At 56.6% G+C, this 17,818-nt stretch carries 12 protein-coding genes; 9 read left to right on the top strand and 3 right to left on the bottom strand.

Going from position 1 to position 17,818, the window contains the following annotated elements; genetic code table 11:
- Positions 1 to 19 precede the first annotated feature (19 nt).
- Positions 20 to 784, top strand: a complete 765-nt coding sequence (locus I9H07_RS03505) for a sulfite exporter TauE/SafE family protein (RefSeq protein WP_024672309.1) — start codon at positions 20 to 22, stop codon at positions 782 to 784.
- A 461-nt stretch (positions 785 to 1,245) separates the two neighbouring features.
- On the opposite strand, the gene I9H07_RS03510 is transcribed toward I9H07_RS03505, so the two are convergent.
- Positions 1,246 to 2,829, bottom strand: coding sequence for a peptide chain release factor 3 (locus tag I9H07_RS03510; RefSeq protein ID WP_024645583.1), 1,584 nt, complete (start codon positions 2,827 to 2,829; stop codon positions 1,246 to 1,248).
- Between the two features lie 299 nt (positions 2,830 to 3,128).
- Here I9H07_RS03510 and I9H07_RS03515 point away from each other — a divergent pair, with 299 nt between their 5' ends.
- The 4 genes from I9H07_RS03515 to I9H07_RS03530 are packed head-to-tail and all read left to right on the top strand — an operon-like array spanning position 3,129 to position 6,628.
- A complete protein-coding gene (locus tag I9H07_RS03515; RefSeq protein WP_268946415.1) occupies positions 3,129 to 3,887 on the top strand; it encodes an ABC transporter permease in 759 nt (252 codons plus the stop codon).
- Between the two features lie 14 nt (positions 3,888 to 3,901).
- The gene (locus I9H07_RS03520; protein WP_058391901.1) at positions 3,902 to 4,795 is read left to right on the top strand and encodes a glycine betaine ABC transporter substrate-binding protein; all 894 of its coding nucleotides are present in this window, start codon (positions 3,902 to 3,904) and stop codon (positions 4,793 to 4,795) included.
- A gap of 13 nt (positions 4,796 to 4,808) precedes the next feature.
- Positions 4,809 to 5,462: an ABC transporter permease gene (locus I9H07_RS03525; RefSeq protein ID WP_010436767.1), complete on the top strand. Its 654-nt coding sequence runs from the start codon at positions 4,809 to 4,811 to the stop codon at positions 5,460 to 5,462.
- The gene (locus tag I9H07_RS03530; protein WP_058391900.1) at positions 5,459 to 6,628 is read left to right on the top strand and encodes an osmoprotectant ABC transporter ATP-binding protein OsmV; all 1,170 of its coding nucleotides are present in this window, start codon (positions 5,459 to 5,461) and stop codon (positions 6,626 to 6,628) included. Before I9H07_RS03525 ends, I9H07_RS03530 begins: the two co-directional genes overlap by 4 nt.
- A 155-nt stretch (positions 6,629 to 6,783) precedes the next feature.
- On the opposite strand, the gene I9H07_RS03535 is transcribed toward I9H07_RS03530, so the two are convergent.
- Together I9H07_RS03535 and I9H07_RS03540 are read right to left on the bottom strand one after the other, a co-directional pair.
- Positions 6,784 to 8,031 carry a DUF2599 domain-containing protein gene (locus I9H07_RS03535; RefSeq protein WP_236424380.1) on the bottom strand — a complete coding sequence of 416 codons (1,248 nt, stop codon included), beginning with the start codon at positions 8,029 to 8,031 and terminating at the stop codon, positions 6,784 to 6,786.
- Positions 8,032 to 8,509: 478 nt separating this feature from the next.
- A complete protein-coding gene (locus I9H07_RS03540; protein ID WP_236424382.1) occupies positions 8,510 to 10,990 on the bottom strand; it encodes a M60 family metallopeptidase in 2,481 nt (826 codons plus the stop codon).
- A gap of 466 nt (positions 10,991 to 11,456) precedes the next feature.
- Here I9H07_RS03540 and I9H07_RS03545 point away from each other — a divergent pair, with 466 nt between their 5' ends.
- The 4 genes from I9H07_RS03545 (at position 11,457) to I9H07_RS03560 (ending at position 17,804) form a co-directional block, all read left to right on the top strand.
- A complete protein-coding gene (locus tag I9H07_RS03545; RefSeq protein ID WP_024675943.1) occupies positions 11,457 to 12,620 on the top strand; it encodes a type III PLP-dependent enzyme in 1,164 nt (387 codons plus the stop codon).
- 280 nt (positions 12,621 to 12,900) lie between these two features.
- Positions 12,901 to 14,100 (top strand): alpha-xenorhabdolysin family binary toxin subunit A, encoded by a 1,200-nt coding sequence (locus tag I9H07_RS03550; protein ID WP_236424384.1) that lies wholly within the window; start codon positions 12,901 to 12,903, stop codon positions 14,098 to 14,100.
- 35 nt (positions 14,101 to 14,135) lie between these two features.
- Positions 14,136 to 15,149 carry an alpha-xenorhabdolysin family binary toxin subunit B gene (locus I9H07_RS03555; RefSeq protein WP_024675945.1) on the top strand — a complete coding sequence of 338 codons (1,014 nt, stop codon included), beginning with the start codon at positions 14,136 to 14,138 and terminating at the stop codon, positions 15,147 to 15,149.
- Positions 15,150 to 15,281: 132 nt separating this feature from the next.
- Complete coding sequence (locus I9H07_RS03560) at positions 15,282 to 17,804, top strand: PepSY domain-containing protein (protein ID WP_236424395.1); 2,523 nt, start codon at positions 15,282 to 15,284, stop codon at positions 17,802 to 17,804.
- Positions 17,805 to 17,818 lie beyond the last annotated feature (14 nt).

The raw sequence follows: 17,818 nt of genomic DNA on the forward strand, positions 1-17,818 counted from the left end.
GCAAGCGGACAGGGATGCCATGAGCACAGTCTTCGATTTTTACCAACACCTTGGGTGGGGCCTTTCAGCGCTGGTGATCGGCACTTTTCTACTGGCGGGCATGGTCAAGGGCGTCATTGGCCTTGGGCTGCCGACGGTCGCGATGGGGCTGCTGGGCCTGGCCATGTTGCCGGCGCAGGCTGCGGCGCTGCTGATTATTCCCTCGACCCTGACCAACGTCTGGCAATTGGCGGCCGGCGGGAATTTGCGACCGCTGCTGAAGCGTCTGTGGCCGATGCTGAGCATGATCGGTATCGGCACGCTGGCCGGTTCTTTCTGGCTGGGCATGAGCGGCAGCCATTCGATGACGCGGGTACTGGGTGGGGCGCTGTTGCTTTATGCGCTGAGTGGACTGTTCCTGCCGACGTTCAAGGTCGCGGCGAGTGCCGAGCGCTGGCTGGGGCCGTTGTGTGGTCTGGTCACCGGGGTCATTGCTTCGGCGTCCGGGGTTTTCGTGATTCCGGCCGTGCCTTACCTGCAAGCGCTCGGGCTTGAGCGCAATCAGCTGATACAGGCGTTGGGATTGTCGTTCACCGTTTCTACCCTCGCGCTGGCAGTCGCGTTGTCATGGAGCGGCGCGTTGGGCGGTGCGGAATTGGGTGCGTCCATGCTGGCACTGGCACCGGCGCTGCTGGGCATGCTGTTCGGCCAATGGCTACGGCAGCGGATCAGCGCGGTGTTGTTCAAGCGCATGTTCTTTATCGGGATGGGGCTGCTGGGGCTGCATCTGCTGATCGCGGGCTAGGTGCGTCAGGCCTGAAATGTTTGCTTTTTAGTACGTTTTTTGACCAGCGCATAAGGCGTCGAGGTGTTCGCCCGGCCCTTTGTAGAAGCGAACTTGTTCGCGAAAAGGCCGGTACATCCGCTGAAAATGTATCAGCCGGAATAGAGCCTTCGCGAACAAGTTCGCTCCAGAGAAAGAGCGCGGTACGTCTGCTGATGATGCATCGGCCGGAAACAGAGCCTTCGCGAACGGGCAGGAGCGATCCGCATTGTTCGCGAAAGGGCCTGGCACAGTGAGGCTTTTGTAGAAGCGGACCGGGCGAAGCTTCGCTTGTCCACGAAGGCTATGTGCAGGGCGATAAATTCTCTGAGAATGTACGACCCTCTTCGCGGACAAGTCCGCTCCTTCAAAAAACGAGCTTCACGCTGTTCCGTGAACTCCGCGAAAAGTTCGCGGACCTGGATTTCATGCCCGCGCAATCGTCAGTGATGCTCGCGGGTGGCGCGGAATTTCACGTCAGGCCAGCGTTCTTCCATCAGGGCCAGGTTCACGCGGGTAGGGGCGAGGTAGGTCAGGTGACCGCCGCCGTCCACTGCCAGGTTTTCCACCGCCTTGTTTTCAAACTCTTCGAGCTTCTTCTTGTCGGCGCATTCGATCCAGCGGGCTGACCAGACGGTGATCGGCTCGTAGGCGCACTCGACCTTGTATTCTTCCTTCAAACGGCTGGCGACCACATCGAACTGCAGCACACCGACGGCGCCAAGAATGATGTCGTTGCTGCGCTGCGGGAAGAACACCTGTGTGGCGCCTTCTTCGGCCAGCTGTTGCAGACCCTGACGCAACTGCTTGGACTTGAGCGGGTCTTTCAGGCGTACGCGACGGAACAGTTCCGGGGCGAAGTGCGGGATACCGGTGAAGCCCAGCGCTTCGCCTTCAGTGAAGGTGTCGCCAATCTGGATGGTGCCGTGGTTGTGCAGGCCGATGATGTCGCCTGCGTAGGCTTCTTCCAGTTGCTCACGTTCCGAGGAGAAAAATGTCAACGCGTCGCCGATCCGCACGTCCTTGCCCAGGCGCACGTGGCGCATTTTCATGCCTTTTTCGTAGCGGCCCGAGCAGATGCGCATGAACGCAATCCGGTCGCGGTGCTTGGGGTCCATGTTCGCCTGGATCTTGAACACGAAACCGGCGAATTTCTCTTCGACCGGCTCGACGGTACGCTCGTTGGCGACGCGTGCCAGCGGCTTGGGAGCCCAGTTCACCACCGCATCAAGTACGTGATCGACGCCGAAGTTGCCCAGTGCCGTACCGAAGAACACGGGGGTCAGTTGACCGTCGATGAACTCCTGCTGATTGAATTCATGGCAGGCGCCCTGAACCAGTTCCAGTTGCTCGACAAAACGGTCGTATTCGTCACCCAGGTGGTCGCGGGCTTCATCCGAATCGAGCTTCTCGATGATTCTGGTCTCGGTGCGTTCGTGACCGTGGCCGGCGGTGTAGACAATGATGTAGTCGTCAGCCAGGTGATAGACACCCTTGAAATCACGGTAGCAGCCAATCGGCCAGGTGATCGGTGCTGCCTTGATCTTGAGCACCGCTTCGATTTCGTCGAGCAGTTCGATCGGGTCTCGAATGTCGCGGTCGAGCTTGTTGATGAAGCTGACGATGGGCGTGTCGCGCAGGCGGCAGACATCCATCAAGGCGATGGTGCGCGGCTCGACGCCTTTACCACCGTCGAGGACCATCAATGCCGAGTCGACCGCTGTCAGGGTGCGATAGGTGTCTTCGGAGAAGTCTTCGTGACCCGGAGTGTCGAGCAGGTTGATCATGTGATCGCGATACGGGAACTGCATCACGGACGTGGTGATGGAGATACCGCGCTGTTTCTCCATTTCCATCCAGTCGGACGTGGCGTGACGGTCGGATTTACGCGACTTGACCGTACCGGCGATGGAAATGGCCTTGCCCATCAGCAGGAGTTTTTCCGTGATGGTGGTTTTACCCGCATCCGGGTGGGAAATAATGGCGAAAGTGCGGCGTTTCGCGACTTCGGCGGCCTGTTGGGTCATGGGAAATCGCCTGGGATGGGATCGAAAAAGGGCGCAGATTATAGCTCAACTTGCGGCAATAACCGAACCGTTCAGACAATAAACGATGGCCAGATAATGTCTCGTGTGGGAACCTTTCAGGTCGTGGAGACGTCCACTCCCCCGTCAAGGCTCGCAACGAAGCCAACGCAAGGGGCTGATTCATCAGCATGTTGGCTTGACGAAGCTGCGCTTATGGCTTGTGTTTTCGCCGAGGTTAAACCCTTACCGGCGACCCACCCGCTGCTCTTCGCGAACGTTATTGTCGACATCCTTTCCGGATGTCCAGATCAACGCGTTCGCCGACTGAAATAAGGAGTCCGCCTGTGGCAAATCGCTATGGCAAGGGGCTATTGGGAGGTGCGGTTGTGATCGCACTCCTGGCCCTGCTGATCCACTGGATCGGCATCAGTACTATCAAGCAATACCAGGATGACCTGCTGTTTTACCTTCAGGCTCACCTGATTCTGGTTCTGGTTTCAATGTTGGCGGCCTTGGTGGTCGGTATCCCGGCAGGCATCGCCCTCAGTCGACCAAGCATGGTCGGCCGCGCCGAACGCTTCATGCAGATATTCAACATTGGTAACACCGTTCCGCCTCTCGCCGTTCTGGCCATTGCCCTCGGGATTCTCGGTATCGGCAGCGGCCCCGCCATCTTCGCGCTGTTCCTCGCCTCCTTGTTGCCCATCGTGCGCAACACCTATGAAGGCCTGAAAAATGTTCAGGGCTCACTCAAGGAAGCTGCCGTCGGTATTGGCATGACTCCGCGCCAGGTGCTGTGGCGTGTCGAATTGCCCAACGCTGTACCGATCATTGTCGGTGGCGTGCGGGTCGCGCTGGCGATCAATGTCGGGACCGCGCCGCTGGCGTTTCTCATCGGTGCGAACAGCCTCGGCAGCCTGATTTTCCCCGGCATCGCCTTGAACAACCAGCCGCAACTGGTGCTGGGTGCGGCGTGTACCGCTCTGCTGGCGCTGCTGCTTGACGGGCTGGTGACACTGGCCAGCCGTCTCTGGCTGGAACGCGGTCTGGCTCGCTGAGCGAAGGAATTATCATGAAAAGAATATGCTTGTTTTTAGGCTTTGCCTTGCTGTTTCCGGCATTGGCCCAGGCAGCGGAAAAGCCGCTGTTACGCATCGGCGCTCGTGTGTTCACCGAACAGACCATGCTCAGTGAGCTGACCGCACAATATCTGCGCACCAAAAATTACGATGTGCAAATCACGGGCGGTCTGGGCAGCAATCTGGCGCGCAGCGCACAGGAAAGCGGCCAGCTCGATCTGCTGTGGGAATACACCGGCGTTTCATTGGTGGCCTACAACCACATCGATGAAAAGCTCGACAGCGCACAGACCTATGCGCGGGTGAAGGAAGTCGATGCCAAGAAAGGCCTGGTCTGGCTTTCCCCATCGAAGTTCAACAACACCTATGCGTTGGCACTGCCGCAGAAAATTGCTGACCAGTACCCGCAGGTCAACACCATGTCCGACCTGACCAAAGTCCTGCAAGACGAAGCCAAAGAGGGTCACGTCGTAGCGCTGGACACCGAGTTCGCCAACCGTTCTGACGGCCTGATCGGCATGGTCAAGCACTACGGCATGAATCTGGGTCGTGAGAACACTCGGCAGATGGACGCCGGGCTGGTCTACACCGCGCTGCAAAACGGTCAGGTATTCGCCGGTCTGGTGTACACCACCGACGGTCGTCTCAACGCTTTCAAACTGAAAGTGCTGGCAGACGACAAGCATTACTTCCCGGACTACACCGCTGCGCCGGTGATTCGTCAGCAGTATCTGGACGCGCATCCGGACATCGCCACGCTGCTCAAGCCGCTGGCTGATTTGCTGGACACCCAGACCATGATCGACCTCAACGCCCGCGTCGACGTCGGCCATGAGAGCCCATCCGTTGTTGCCGCAGATTTTCTGCGCCAGCATCCATTGAACTAAGGAAGGAGACGATATGAGTTTCTTGAGCGCCTTCTCCCATCTGGACTGGGCACAGGTTCTGCACCTGACCTGGCAGCACATCACGCTGGTCGGCATCGCAGTGACCCTGGCTATCGTCGTCGGTGTGCCGCTGGGCGTATTGATGACACGTTTCCCGGCATTGGCCGGTCCGCTGCAAGCCAGCGCCACCGTCCTGCTGACGGTACCGTCGATTGCCCTGTTCGGCCTGCTGCTGCCGTTCTATTCCAAGTTCGGTCAGGGCCTTGGCCCGATGCCTGCGATCACCGCAGTGTTTCTCTACTCGCTGCTGCCGATCATGCGTAACACCTACCTGGCGCTGACCGGCGTCGAGCCGGGTATTCGCGAAGCCGCCAAAGGCATCGGCATGACGTTTGGCCAGCGCCTGCGCATGGTCGAGCTGCCCATCGCCGTCCCTGTGATCCTCGCCGGTGTGCGCACCGCGGTGGTGATGAACATCGGTGTCATGACCATCGCCGCGACCATCGGTGCCGGTGGTCTGGGTGTACTTATTCTCGCTTCTATCAGCCGCAGCGATATGTCGATGCTGATCGTCGGCGCGGTTCTGGTCAGCATTCTGGCCATCATCGCCGACCTGCTTCTGCAATGGCTGCAACGCACGCTGACTCCAAAAGGATTACTGAAATGATCGAACTCCAGAACCTCTCCAAGACTTTCCAGAGCAACGGCAAAGAAGTGAAGGCTGTCGATTCGGTCAGCCTCACCGTCAATGAAGGCGAAATCTGCGTTTTCCTCGGCCCGTCGGGCTGCGGCAAAAGCACCACGCTGAAAATGATCAATCGCCTGATCATGCCGACCTCCGGCAAAGTGCTGATCAACGGCGAAGACACTACCGATCTGGATGAAGTGACCCTGCGTCGCAACATCGGCTATGTGATTCAGCAGATCGGCCTGTTCCCGAACATGACCATCGAAGAAAACATTGTGGTGGTGCCCAAGCTGCTCGGCTGGGACAAGCAGCGTTGCCATGACCGTGCCCGCGAACTGATGAGCATGATCAAGCTGGAACCCAAGCAGTACCTGCATCGCTACCCGCGTGAACTGTCCGGTGGTCAGCAACAGCGGATCGGTGTGATTCGTGCACTCGCCGCCGACGCGCCTTTGCTGTTGATGGACGAACCGTTCGGTGCGGTCGACCCGATCAACCGCGAGATGATCCAGAACGAGTTCTTCGAGATGCAACGGGCGCTGAACAAGACCGTGATCATGGTCAGCCACGACATCGACGAAGCCATCAAGCTGGGCGACAAGATCGCAATCTTCCGTGGCGGCAAACTGTTGCAGATCGACCACCCGGACACCTTGCTCGCGCATCCGGCTGACGACTTCGTCAGCAGTTTCGTTGGTCAGGACAGCACCCTCAAACGCTTGCTACTGGTCAAGGCCGAAGACGCCGCCGACAACGCGCCGTCCGTCAGCCCGGAAACTCCGGTGGCCGATGCGCTGGAAGTGATGGACGAAAACGACCGTCGCTACATCGTTGTCACCGACAGCGAGAACAAGGCAATGGGCTATGTGCGTCGTCGTGATCTGCATCGTCAGCAGGGTACGTGTGCGCAGTTCCTGCAGGAGTTCAATGCCACTGCGGCGTACGATGAGCACTTGCGCATCCTGCTGTCGCGCATGTACGAGTTCAACCGCGCCTGGCTGCCGGTACTGGATGCCGAAAATGTGTTCCTGGGGGAGGTGACGCAAGAGTCGATTGCGGCTTATCTGAGCTCGGGTCGTTCGCGTGGCATGAAGACCAGTATTGTTTCGCCAGCTGAAACGGCTGCGGCAGAAGCCACGAGCTGATGGTGAGCGAACCCTGCGCCGCCAAGGCGCAGGGTTCAAGGCCAATTTCCGATCCTTGGGACACGCAGTCATTCGTGACAGCGGCACTTCAGGCAGACAACATCGCTACGCAGCTACCTGATTCTTTGCGAATAAGTTCGCGCCGGGAACAGCTCCTAGTATGGATTGCAGCCCTGCTTGAACACCTCATCCCATGAGGACGCCGGGCGAACGGGTTCGAGGTTCCAGACGCGTTTGTCGCGGGAGTAGACCTTTTTGCCGTTATCGTCGCCGCTCCATTCCAGATGGCACACGAACTGTTGGTACATGCTGCCGTTATCGGGATTCCATTGCTTGTCCTTGCCATATTTGCTGAACAGCTCGGCATACGCTGCCGCTTGCTGCTGTTTGGTCATATTCCGGCCGCATTCGGTGGGCGTCACTTGCAGCGACCAGGGTTGGCCTTTGAGAAACGGGTCGTCTCGTTGTAACCAGGTGGCGCTGGCAATATAGCTCTTGCATTCGTTGTCGACTTTAGGGGTTGGGGCGTCTCGGTGTTGATCACCCTCGTTGTAGGTGAAGCGGGCGTCGACATTGTTTGCTGTTGGCATGTCTACCCGGATCACCGGAACCCATTTGCCGGTCTTCTGAAAGTACCGTTTCTGGTCGCCCCGGGCTTTTTCCAGCCCGGACGGCAACCCGGGGTTGGGCGTGTAGATGAAGGCCAGGACCGGTAACTGCGCGTCCTCTTCTGCCCCCCATGCAGGCACCCGTATTTCGCTTTGGGTTTCCATGGCATCTCTGTCGTTCTGGATCATTTGTCTGGCACGGACACCTTGCCAAAAGGATTCGGCATCATCGTCGCGGTCTTTGATTTCGAACCCGCATTGTTTTTGATGATCGTTGTTGACCTTTCGATAATCAGCCAGCCACTGCTCTGCTGTTTTAATTCCGGCGTCCTGACAGATCTTTTCAATATAGTTCGTCGTGTTACTGTTTTCGCTGCACCCCGCATTGGTTCGATAGTCCGTCCAGGCGTCGAGGGGAAAGAAACACAACGTGCTTATTTTGTTTTCGTTCTGGCTAATGAAATCATTCGGTTTCAAAACGAAGCCGTTGGTCTTTTTCAGACCCAGATCTTTATATTTTACGTCCTTGCGCAAGAACGACATCGAGACGCCACCGCTTTTGACAGAGTTCGGGCTTGGGTCCCAGGGTTCGAAAGCCTGCCCGCTGTCCGTGCCGCGCAGCCTTAGCCCAGAGCACTGATCAAGCGGTCTTCCGGTTCCGCAATCGGTCGGCGTTCGGTTGTAGTAGTAGCTCATCAGCCAGGCAACGTCGGTGCCTTCACCTGCCTGTACGCAAGGCGCAGCCAATAAGGCCGATAATGAAAGTGTGATGAGTAGTGTCTTTGAGCGATCCATGCTCCAGCCCTCGTTCCTGTAGAACAGCAGTCAGTAAGTGTGTTGGTCGTGCACAAGGAGCGTAATAAGTCTGCGAGGGGGCGACCACTGTCAGAACTAACAGTGGGTTAGAACGTTTGAGTGCTACAGCGGCTGTTAACTAGGGCAAACGGTTAGACGGGCGCTTGCACAAGGTTTCGCCAGGTTGTCCTGGGGGGCGCAGCGACTGTTTCTATCCATCGACGGTCGGCCGTGGGGACTATTGCGACGAGAAAAGGGGCTCAGGATCTGGAACATTTTTCAGGGGAAAGCGCAGATCGTAGGCTGACAGGGGGACCGAAAAAGCGTCAGATCATCAGCAAATCCTTTCCAAAATGAACATCAGGCTGTCATGCAGGTTGGTTAATACAATGGGGCATACGTGCCGTACTGGCAAAACAAGTGTCTTCCTGACAGGCTGCGTTGCCGCCAGCATCATGACTGGCGGCAATATTCACATTTAGAACTTTTCCAGGTCACATTGAGTGACGTCGTTTCCTTGCCACGCAGACGCAGACGCAGACATTGCGTCTGCAGCATCGCTCTCATACAACGTTGTCACGATCCCCTGATACTCGACGTTCACTACACAGTGGTCATTACCCTCAAACTTCTCGCGGCTGATCCAGATCCGGCCGGACAGAGTTGAATAGTAGGCTTCGCCTTGGGTGATCTCGGAGGCATAAAGGTTGTTGACGTAAAGCGTGTAGTTATGATTTTTGAACGTGTCTCCCTCGAAATACACTTCCAGCACGTCATCTGTTCTAACGACCTTCGCGACCGTCGTTTTCAACAACATGCTCTGGGCAATGGCCAGATAAGAACGGTACGCCGCCCGGTTTGTCACGCTGATAAGCGGGTTGCCATTGACGGTCATATAAAGGGCATCAACGCTTGCCTGATCGACACCTGCTACCAGTTGGGTCATCGTATAGTCGGTGAAGAGCTGGCGGATAGGCAGGGCGATTTGGGCCTGCTCGACGTTGCCGGAGAACAAGGTATAGGTGTTCCCGATGCCTCCGGCTGCCGTTATGGTCACCTCTTGATTGCCGACGCCGCCGGGGCATATCCAGGTGTTGTCGATGAGTTCGGATCCGCTGGGGTTGCCCTTTTCAAGCGTGGCATAAGGAGGGGCTCCAAACATGATCGTGTAATCGTGACTCTTGAAGTCCTCATCCTCGAACGTCACCTGGACACCTCCTGCGCTGACGATCATGCTTCTTATCGTTTTTTGCAGGAGTAAACGTTGTGCACGGTTCAATAGTCGGCCGTGCAGTTCATCGGTCTTTTCTTCATCCAGACTGAAGAAAAGAACGTCAAGCCTTGGCTGGGTAGTGGCAGGGCTTAGTTCCGCGCAACGGTCATCGGTAAACAATGCCTTGATATTAAACAGCAGGATGGGACGTGATGCCGTACTGGCCGCGGCGTGTAGCTTGCCTCCAACAAACACCTTGACCGACGCCTCATCCCCTTCGGAGATGGGTGTGCTGGCTTCAACGTAGGCGATGCCTTCTTCGATACGGGCTTCACAACCCACGCATTCACCATTGTCGACCGATGCCACTAACGTTCCGTTGAGCGTTATTTCGTAACGGTATGGTGTGTACCATTGCTCGGCAACGGTAAACTTTATCCGGTCTTGAAAGGTCGCGTGTACGCTGGACAGGATATGGGCAAGCTCCGGGATATAAGTGAGCAACGGCAGATCGATTTCAATCGTCGTATCAGCGTCATTTTCCCAAATGGCCTTTGTCAATGCGGGCAGGTCGGCGATCTGGTTGAGGGTTTCAGGGTTTGAGTACAACCCCCAGCGATCGAAGAATTCCGCCAGGTTGAGGTGGCTCAGCAGCGAGGTTTCGACGATGAAGCGCTGCGCTTTATCGTCGCTGACGGTGGGCGGGTTGTGCATGAGCCGATAGCGCTGGTGCAATTGCGGGTAGAACGAAGTACCAAAGCTAAGGCGCAATTGCCAGAGCATGACAAGCTTGTGCCCGGCCTCCTTGATGTTGTCGTACTCTCGCAGGCTACTGGCCAGGTACTCTTTCATGGGGGCGTAACTGGAGTCAGCGCCTGTAGCACGGTCAAGGAAAACCTCCTGGGCGGCCATCGAGTAGAGATTGACCGTGACCTCTGTCATTCCGGTGCCGGTGCCCCATGTCATGGGGCTGAGTTGTCGTTGATGGCCGCTTTCGTGCCACGGGCCCCAACCGTCTTCAGGGCGAGTTGACAGCAATCGCGACAGGGCAGTCGCCCCGTGAAACCCCAGATGGCCGTCTTCAGCAAACATGTAAAGCCGGTCCGCTTCCACGTAGAAAAGTTTATTGGGATCGACCGCCCACTCCATCGAGCCGTAATTCATCACGCCTGAAATACCATCCTGCGCGCTGATGGCATCATCGAAATTGGCCATCAGCTTTACAGGATCGGTCAGGTAGAGCCGTGCGCTCTGATAGCGCACGACGACGATGGCTCTGGGACTAGTGAGCAGCACGACAGGCGCATCGCTGTATTGCGCCATTTGCTGTTCCCATTCCAGGTTGGTCATATCCAGTCTGAAAAAAGGCACATGGCTGTACTGCCCTGTTATGTCCAGAGTCACGTGACCGAGCGGGTCCAGATTGGTAAAGCCCAGCAGGCCTGTGTTGGTCGCAATAAGGACGTTCAGTCCACGTTTCAGGGGGTACGAGGTCGGCGTATCGAGTTCCGGTACCCCGATCACTGCAGACACTAAATTCATGTACAGACTGGTTGCTGTTATTTCCATCCGATCGCCTTTCGTTACATAAATGTTAGTAGGCTGGTAGTCGGTGTGTCCTCTGGCCCGGGCCTGCCGTTGGCGATGACTTTCGGCAGAGCCGAAGCCGTAGGCTTGCCACCGGGTTTCTGCTTGAACGGCATTGGGCGCAACGGAGTTCGCTCCTTGAGTGAGTCGGTCATCCATGATCGTTACCTGAAAGGTGGTCTGAACAGTTATTGAGCGCGCTACCTTGGAATCCGTCTACTGACAGAACTGACAGGCTGATTTGCTTTGCGCAACCGCTGATTGCGTGATGCTCGTCAGCGCTGCGAAATGCGTTGGTGGCGGCGGTAGGGAACATCTGCCTGTCATGCGGGTCGGTTAAACAGGTCCTTGGAAAGGCAACTCAAGTGCCTTGTGCAAAAACGCGACATTTTTTGTTGATATCCGGCCCTTCAGGTCCTAAAGTTCGCGCCGAACGTCCATGCTGGAAACGATCCATCCGGCTCAAGTACTGACGACGAGACAGCAAGGCCAGGAAGGCAGCCCTTCAGGGCCTTTTTGCTTTCGGCGACATGCCTTGGGAAGTAGGCGAACCAAAGTGGGGATACGGAGGGCGTTCATTTGCACCCATTGACCAATACCGTTTGCCATCAGGAGTTCCAGCAGCATGCCGATCAATGTCGAAGACTACTACTCAGCCGAAACCTTCAAGAAAATGAAGGCGTTCGCTGACAAGCAAGAAACTCCGTTCGTGGTCATTGATACCGCCATCATCAGCAAGGCCTATGACGACCTGCGTGCGGGCTTCGATTTCGCCAAGGTTTACTACGCAGTCAAAGCCAACCCTGCCGTTGAAGTCATCAATCTGCTCAAGGACAAGGGTTCTAGCTTCGACATCGCGTCGATCTACGAGCTGGACAAGGTCTTGAGCTGTGGTGTCGGTCCAGAGCGCATGAGCTACGGCAACACCATCAAGAAATCCAAGGACATTCGTTACTTCTACGAGAAGGGCGTGCGTCTGTTCGCCACCGACTCCGAAGCTGACCTGCGCAACATTGCCAAGGCAGCGCCAGGCTCCAAAGTCTACGTGCGCATCCTGACCGAAGGCTCGACTACGGCTGACTGGCCTCTGTCGCGCAAATTCGGCTGCCAGACCGACATGGCCATGGACTTGCTGATTCTCGCTCGCGATCTGGGTCTGGTGCCTTACGGCATCTCGTTCCACGTCGGCTCGCAGCAGCGCGACATCAGCGTCTGGGATGCCGCCATCGCCAAGGTCAAAGTGATCTTCGAGCGCCTGAAAGAAGAAGACGGCATTGTTCTCAAGCTGATCAACATGGGTGGCGGCTTCCCGGCCAACTACATCACCCGCACCAACAGCCTGGAAACCTATGCTGAAGAGATCATCCGCTTCCTGAAAGAAGACTTCGGTGATGACCTGCCGGAAATCATTCTGGAGCCAGGCCGTTCGCTGATCTCCAACGCCGGCATTCTGGTCAGTGAAGTGGTGTTGGTCGCGCGCAAGTCGCGTACTGCGGTCGAGCGTTGGGTGTACACCGATGTGGGCAAATTCTCCGGCCTGATCGAAACCATGGACGAAGCCATCAAGTTTCCGATCTGGACCGAGAAGAAGGGCGAGATGGAAGAAGTAGTCATCGCGGGTCCAACCTGTGACAGCGCCGACATCATGTACGAGAACTACAAGTACGGCCTGCCGCTCAATCTGGCCATCGGCGACCGCATGTACTGGTTGTCGACCGGTGCCTACACCACCAGCTACAGCGCAGTGGAGTTCAATGGCTTCCCGCCGCTGAAGTCGTTCTACCTGTAACTTCTCCGCGTCAGGAAAAAGCCCACGGAAGTGGGCTTTTTTTCGTCCGTAAAAAAATAATTATATAAGTCTTCAGGGGCTGGTAAGTGCGCTAAGTGCAGCAGTATTTTTTATTGTCGAAGCCTAATAAGTTCCAGCCTGCTTTGTTGCTTATTCCTACAGGGAAGGTCTGCTCTGTTCGCTGTTTAAAGTTGAAGCCCTCTGTTAATTTTTAGTGGCCTTGAAGCGTCAGTTTATGACTGCCGCAAAAAAAGGATCTAAATTAATAAGGAAATTAATCATGTCTACTGCTGTTGAATCGCAATTAACAGATGGCAAAGAACACACGGTCGAAGACGTCAGTCGTGTCAGTAAGGATTTAATGGATGCCCTTACCAGTCAGGCGGCGGACGTTGCGCGTGCCCCCGGCTTGCTGATTACCAATGAAGATGTTCGCCGCATCAGGCGCTATGTCAACACGGGCTTGTCACTGCCAACAAAACTGGAAGAAGTTACCCATTTAGTGGGCGGCGTGGACAACGGTATTCCCGGCCTCGAGCCAGAGGCAATCTGCGATCTGTACGTGGGCATCCAGGCCCATGCGAGAAGCTGGTCGGCGCTTGAAACCACTATGCAGAAGGTCGGCAGTGACCTGCATGTGTTCTCGGGCAATCTGATTAGCATCGCCACTAATGTTGTGGAGTTCATCAAGAGCCTCGACTCTTACCAGACGCTGAAAGTAGGGGACTTGACCCCTGCGCAGATTGAGCAATTGCCCCCGGTCGCGATAATGGATCAAGACAGCAAGAAGCTGCCCGGGCTATTGGCGCTGGTCGATGACCTCAAGGTATACATCAAGGAACACAGCGCCAGTACCACAAGCACCCGGGTCGGGGTGACTGAGTTCAAGCGTCGTCTCAAAGATGACATCGCCCCTGACGTGGCGCTGAAAATAAGGCTGGCCAGTTCGAAAGACGGTGACGAAGAAGTGACGCGGCTTACCGCTGAAGTCGACCAGCTTAACGAGCGCATCAATCAGAAACTGGCCGAGTATGAAGAGTATTCCGATTACAAGTGGATCGGTTTCTGGTGGGGACCTCTCGGTGGGGCGATTTCCTATTCTATTTACGGGCCCAAAGCGTCAAGTGCGCTCAGTGAAAAAGATAGCCTGATTGAAAAAAAGAGTCAGATCGAGCAGAAGATAAAGCAATTCAATAGGCTGTTGAGCGACCTGTTGGCGTTCGAAACCAGTCTTCAGGACCTGAAGGCCAGAGTGGATGGCGCTGCCAGCGGCGTCAGTAATATAGAAAGCCTGTGGGTGCTGTTGGAGGAGTTGGTCGACTCGTCTTACGATCGCATTAAAAATACCAATAATGCCGTGTACCTGGTCAGTTTTGTTTCGCGCTTTCAAACACTGATGGATAACTGGAAATCGATTCAGAGTCAGGCCTTTGATCTGCTGACCGCTTTCAATGAAGCACTGAATGAACCGGTTGCTTGAGTGTTGATTAACTTATATTTAAAGAGAATGCCGTTATGAATGTTCATGTACTTGATACCCCTTTTCAACTGCCTAAACCTGATATCGCCATCATTGCTACCAGTCGTGAAAAACTGAAGCAAACGGCGGATACATTAGGTGATATTTATTTACCCGTCATCAAAGAAACCCTGCGCAGCATGGTCAGCGAAGTCGGTAATGTCGACAAGCAAGTCCTCGACACCCTGACGCTTGTTCCGCATATGTTAAGCACCGAGGAAATGCTGCCTTTTCTTGAGGCCGTCAAGAACCTCAGGAGCCAGCCTGACAATGCTAAAAGCAGCGCTGCCATCGCAGACTTCAATGAAGAAATCAGCACGCTGCTGGACGCACGAATGGCCTCTTTGAGCAATCAGGCCAAGATGCTGAGTAAAGCGCTTATCAATCTGGATGCGATAAAGGTCGACACTGCGGATCATCTGATACCTGACCTTGACCAGAACGTCGTGGCGCTGGAGGCCAGGCTTGTGATTGAGCAGGAGCGCCTGAATGAGCTTTCACAACAGATCGCTACGGTCAACGCGTTGGTTAAAGATATCGAGAGCCTCAGCCTTTTCGACAAGCTGAAGCCTCTGGTCGCATCGCTGCAGGTTTTGGCAGAAGTCGATCCCAAAAATCCGTTGATCGGTTCTATCAAGGCGGGTATCACGGGGGTGTCCAACATTCTGAATCTGGTAGACGCTGCCGTTGACTATGAGCAACTGATAGGTCTGAGGGAAATGCAGCAAACGCAGTTGACCGGCCTGCAAGCAACGGTTGACGAGACGCGTACAGCGCTGAAAGTCGAAGTGGGCAAGCGCGACCAGCTCTCGGCCCTCGCCCCTGCTGAGGTCTGCAAGAAAGACTATGTTCGCGAGATGGGTAAATTGCTCGAGGCTTTGAAGCATGTTGAGGTCAACAGTCGCCTGCCTGCCACCGAAGTGATCGAAAAGCGTGTCGAGCATTTCAGACTGCACGCGGATGCACTGAATAACTATCTGGTGGATCTGCGAAGCAACTGGCGCAATTGATACGCCGGCAGCGCCCCGTCTGTCATGACAGGCGGGGTTTCGGTCAAGGCAAAAGACACGTTACAGATGGACACGATATGGCCGTCAGTGCATTAATTGCGCCGCGCAATATGAGTGAGAGTAGCGAGCGTGTTGAAGAAAGTCTTGTTTCAACTGCACTGGTTCTTCGGAATCACGGCAGGTCTGGTGCTGGCCCTGATGGGCATCACCGGAGCGCTGTATTCGTTCGAGGACGAAATTCTCGATGCGCTGAATCCGAATGTGCTGTTGGTCGAGTCGCGGGGCGCCGCGCTGCCTCCCGTTGAACTGGTGCGCAGGCTGGAGGCCTCGACTGGCCTGACGGTCGCTATTCTGCGTGTCGAAACTACCGGCAATCGTGTCGCCCAGGTATTTTTTACGCCCAAAGCGGGTGAGCGGCGAGGCCCCAAACGCAATTTCGACCCCTACACCGGTGAGCTGAAAGGCAATGCGCTGGGGGAAGGGTTTTTCGACTTTGTCCTGAAGCTGCACCGTTATCTGGCCATGGGCGAGGCGGGCAAGCAGGTGACGGCGGCCTGTACGCTGATTCTGGTGTTCTTTTGCCTGTCCGGGCTCTATCTTCGCTGGCCTCGCGCAGCGCGGAACTGGCGAGTGTGGTTGACTGTTGACTGGGCGAAGAAAGGCCGCAGTTTCAACTGGGACCTGCATTCGATCTTCGGCACCTGGTGCTTGTTGTTCTACCTGTTGTTCGCCATCACTGGGCTCACTTGGTCGTATGACTGGGTGAGCAACGGCCTGAATAAACTCATCGGGGACGCGCCGCTCGATGAAGGCATCGCTGCGCCAGCCAAGGCTGCTGAACGATCGCCGCTGGTGGTCGATTACGTAGCGGTTTGGGACAGTATCCAGAAGACCGCAGGACCGGACTTGCGGGCTTATAACCTGCGCCTGCCTGCTGCGGGCGGTCAGCCTGCCACCGTGTTTTATCTGCTCGAGGATTCTCCGCACCCACGTGCGCTGAACACCATTACCCTTGATCCGGCCAATGGTCAGGTCAGCTCGGTCGTACGCTATGCCGAACGCAGTTTCGGTGCGCAATTGCTGGCCAGCAATTACGCGCTGCACGTCGGCAGCTACTTCGGGCTGGTCGGTCGAATCATCATGACTGGTGCATCGGTGCTGATGCCGCTGTTCTTCGTTACTGGCTGGTTGCTGTACCTGGATCGACGTCGCAAAAAGCGTGATATCGAGCGTGCACGCGGCGAGGTCCAGCGGGATGACTGCAACGATGGCGCGTCCTGGCTTGTCTGCTTCGCCAGTCAAAGTGGTTTTGCCGAGCAATTGGCCTGGCAGACCGCTGGCCAGTTGCAGGCGTCAGGATTGTCGGTGCGCGTGAAGCGGCTCGGCGATCTGAGCGAAGAGGAGCTATGCCGAAGCCGCAATGCCTTGTTCGTCGTCAGTACCTTTGGCGAAGGCGAGGCGCCAGACAGTGCCCGACGTTTCGAGCGCAAGCTGCTGGGTCGCCCGCTTTCACTGGGCCAGCTCGATTATGCCGTTCTGGCGCTGGGCGACCGGCAGTACCAGCACTTTTGCGGTTTCGCTTATCGCCTGCGTGACTGGCTGACCGAGCAGGGCGGGCGCAGCGTGTTCCCGCCCGTTGAAGTGGACAGCGCCGATCCCGCAGCCCTGCAACACTGGCAACAGCAATTGGGGCAGTTGACCGGTTGCGTGCCGGCAGCGCACTGGCAGGCACCGGTTTTCGAGAACTGGACGCTGGCCCGGCGCGTGCTATTGAACGCTGGCAGCAGTGGTTCGAAGGTCTATCTGCTGGACCTGACCTCGCCGACATCCGGGCACTGGCAGGCGGGGGATCTGGTCGAGGTGATGCCGCGCCACGCGCTGAAGGTCATCGAGCCGTTTCTCGCCGGGCTGGGTGTCGATCCGGGCGCATCGGTCAGCGTGGATGGCTTGCAGGAGCCGCTCGCGCAGGCGCTGGAAAGCCGCCAGTTACCGCAGAACCGTTCGCATCTGGTGGGGCTGCATGCGCAAGCGTTGATCGATGCGCTGGTGCCGGTCTCCATACGCGAATACTCGATTGCTTCCATTCCGCAGGACGGCTGCCTGCAGCTCATCGTGCGCCAGGAAGTGCATGTCGACGGCAGCCTGGGGCTGGGCTCGGGGTGGCTTACCGAACATTGTGCCCTGGGCGGCGCCGTCAGCCTGCGTTTACGCCGCAACAGCAGCTTTCATCTGCCTGCCGCGCCGGTGCCATTGATCCTGCTGGGCAATGGTACGGGGCTGGCCGGTTTGCGTAGCCTGCTCAAGGCGCGTATCGCTCAAGGGCAGGTGCGCAACTGGTTGTTGTTCGGCGAGCGTAACAGGGCGCATGACTTTCATTGCGGCACTGAACTGCAGGGCTGGCTGCAGGCTGGCCATCTGACGCGTCTGGACCTGGCCTTTTCCCGTGATCAGGCAGAAAAAGTCTACGTGCAGGATCGCTTGCGCGACGCGGCGGACGAGCTGCGTCTATGGCTCGATGACGGTGCAGCGATTTATATCTGTGGAAGCTTGCTGGGGATGGCGGCGGGCGTGGATCAGGTGTTGAACGAGATGCTGGGGGAGCAGGCAGTCAGCGACTTGATCGAGGAAGGGCGTTATCGGCGGGACGTGTATTGACCGGGTTGTCTGGG

Origin of the sequence: Pseudomonas syringae (genome assembly GCF_023278085.1) — a bacterium.
In the GTDB taxonomy this organism is placed as follows: Bacteria; Pseudomonadota; Gammaproteobacteria; order Pseudomonadales; family Pseudomonadaceae; genus Aquipseudomonas; species Aquipseudomonas syringae_Q.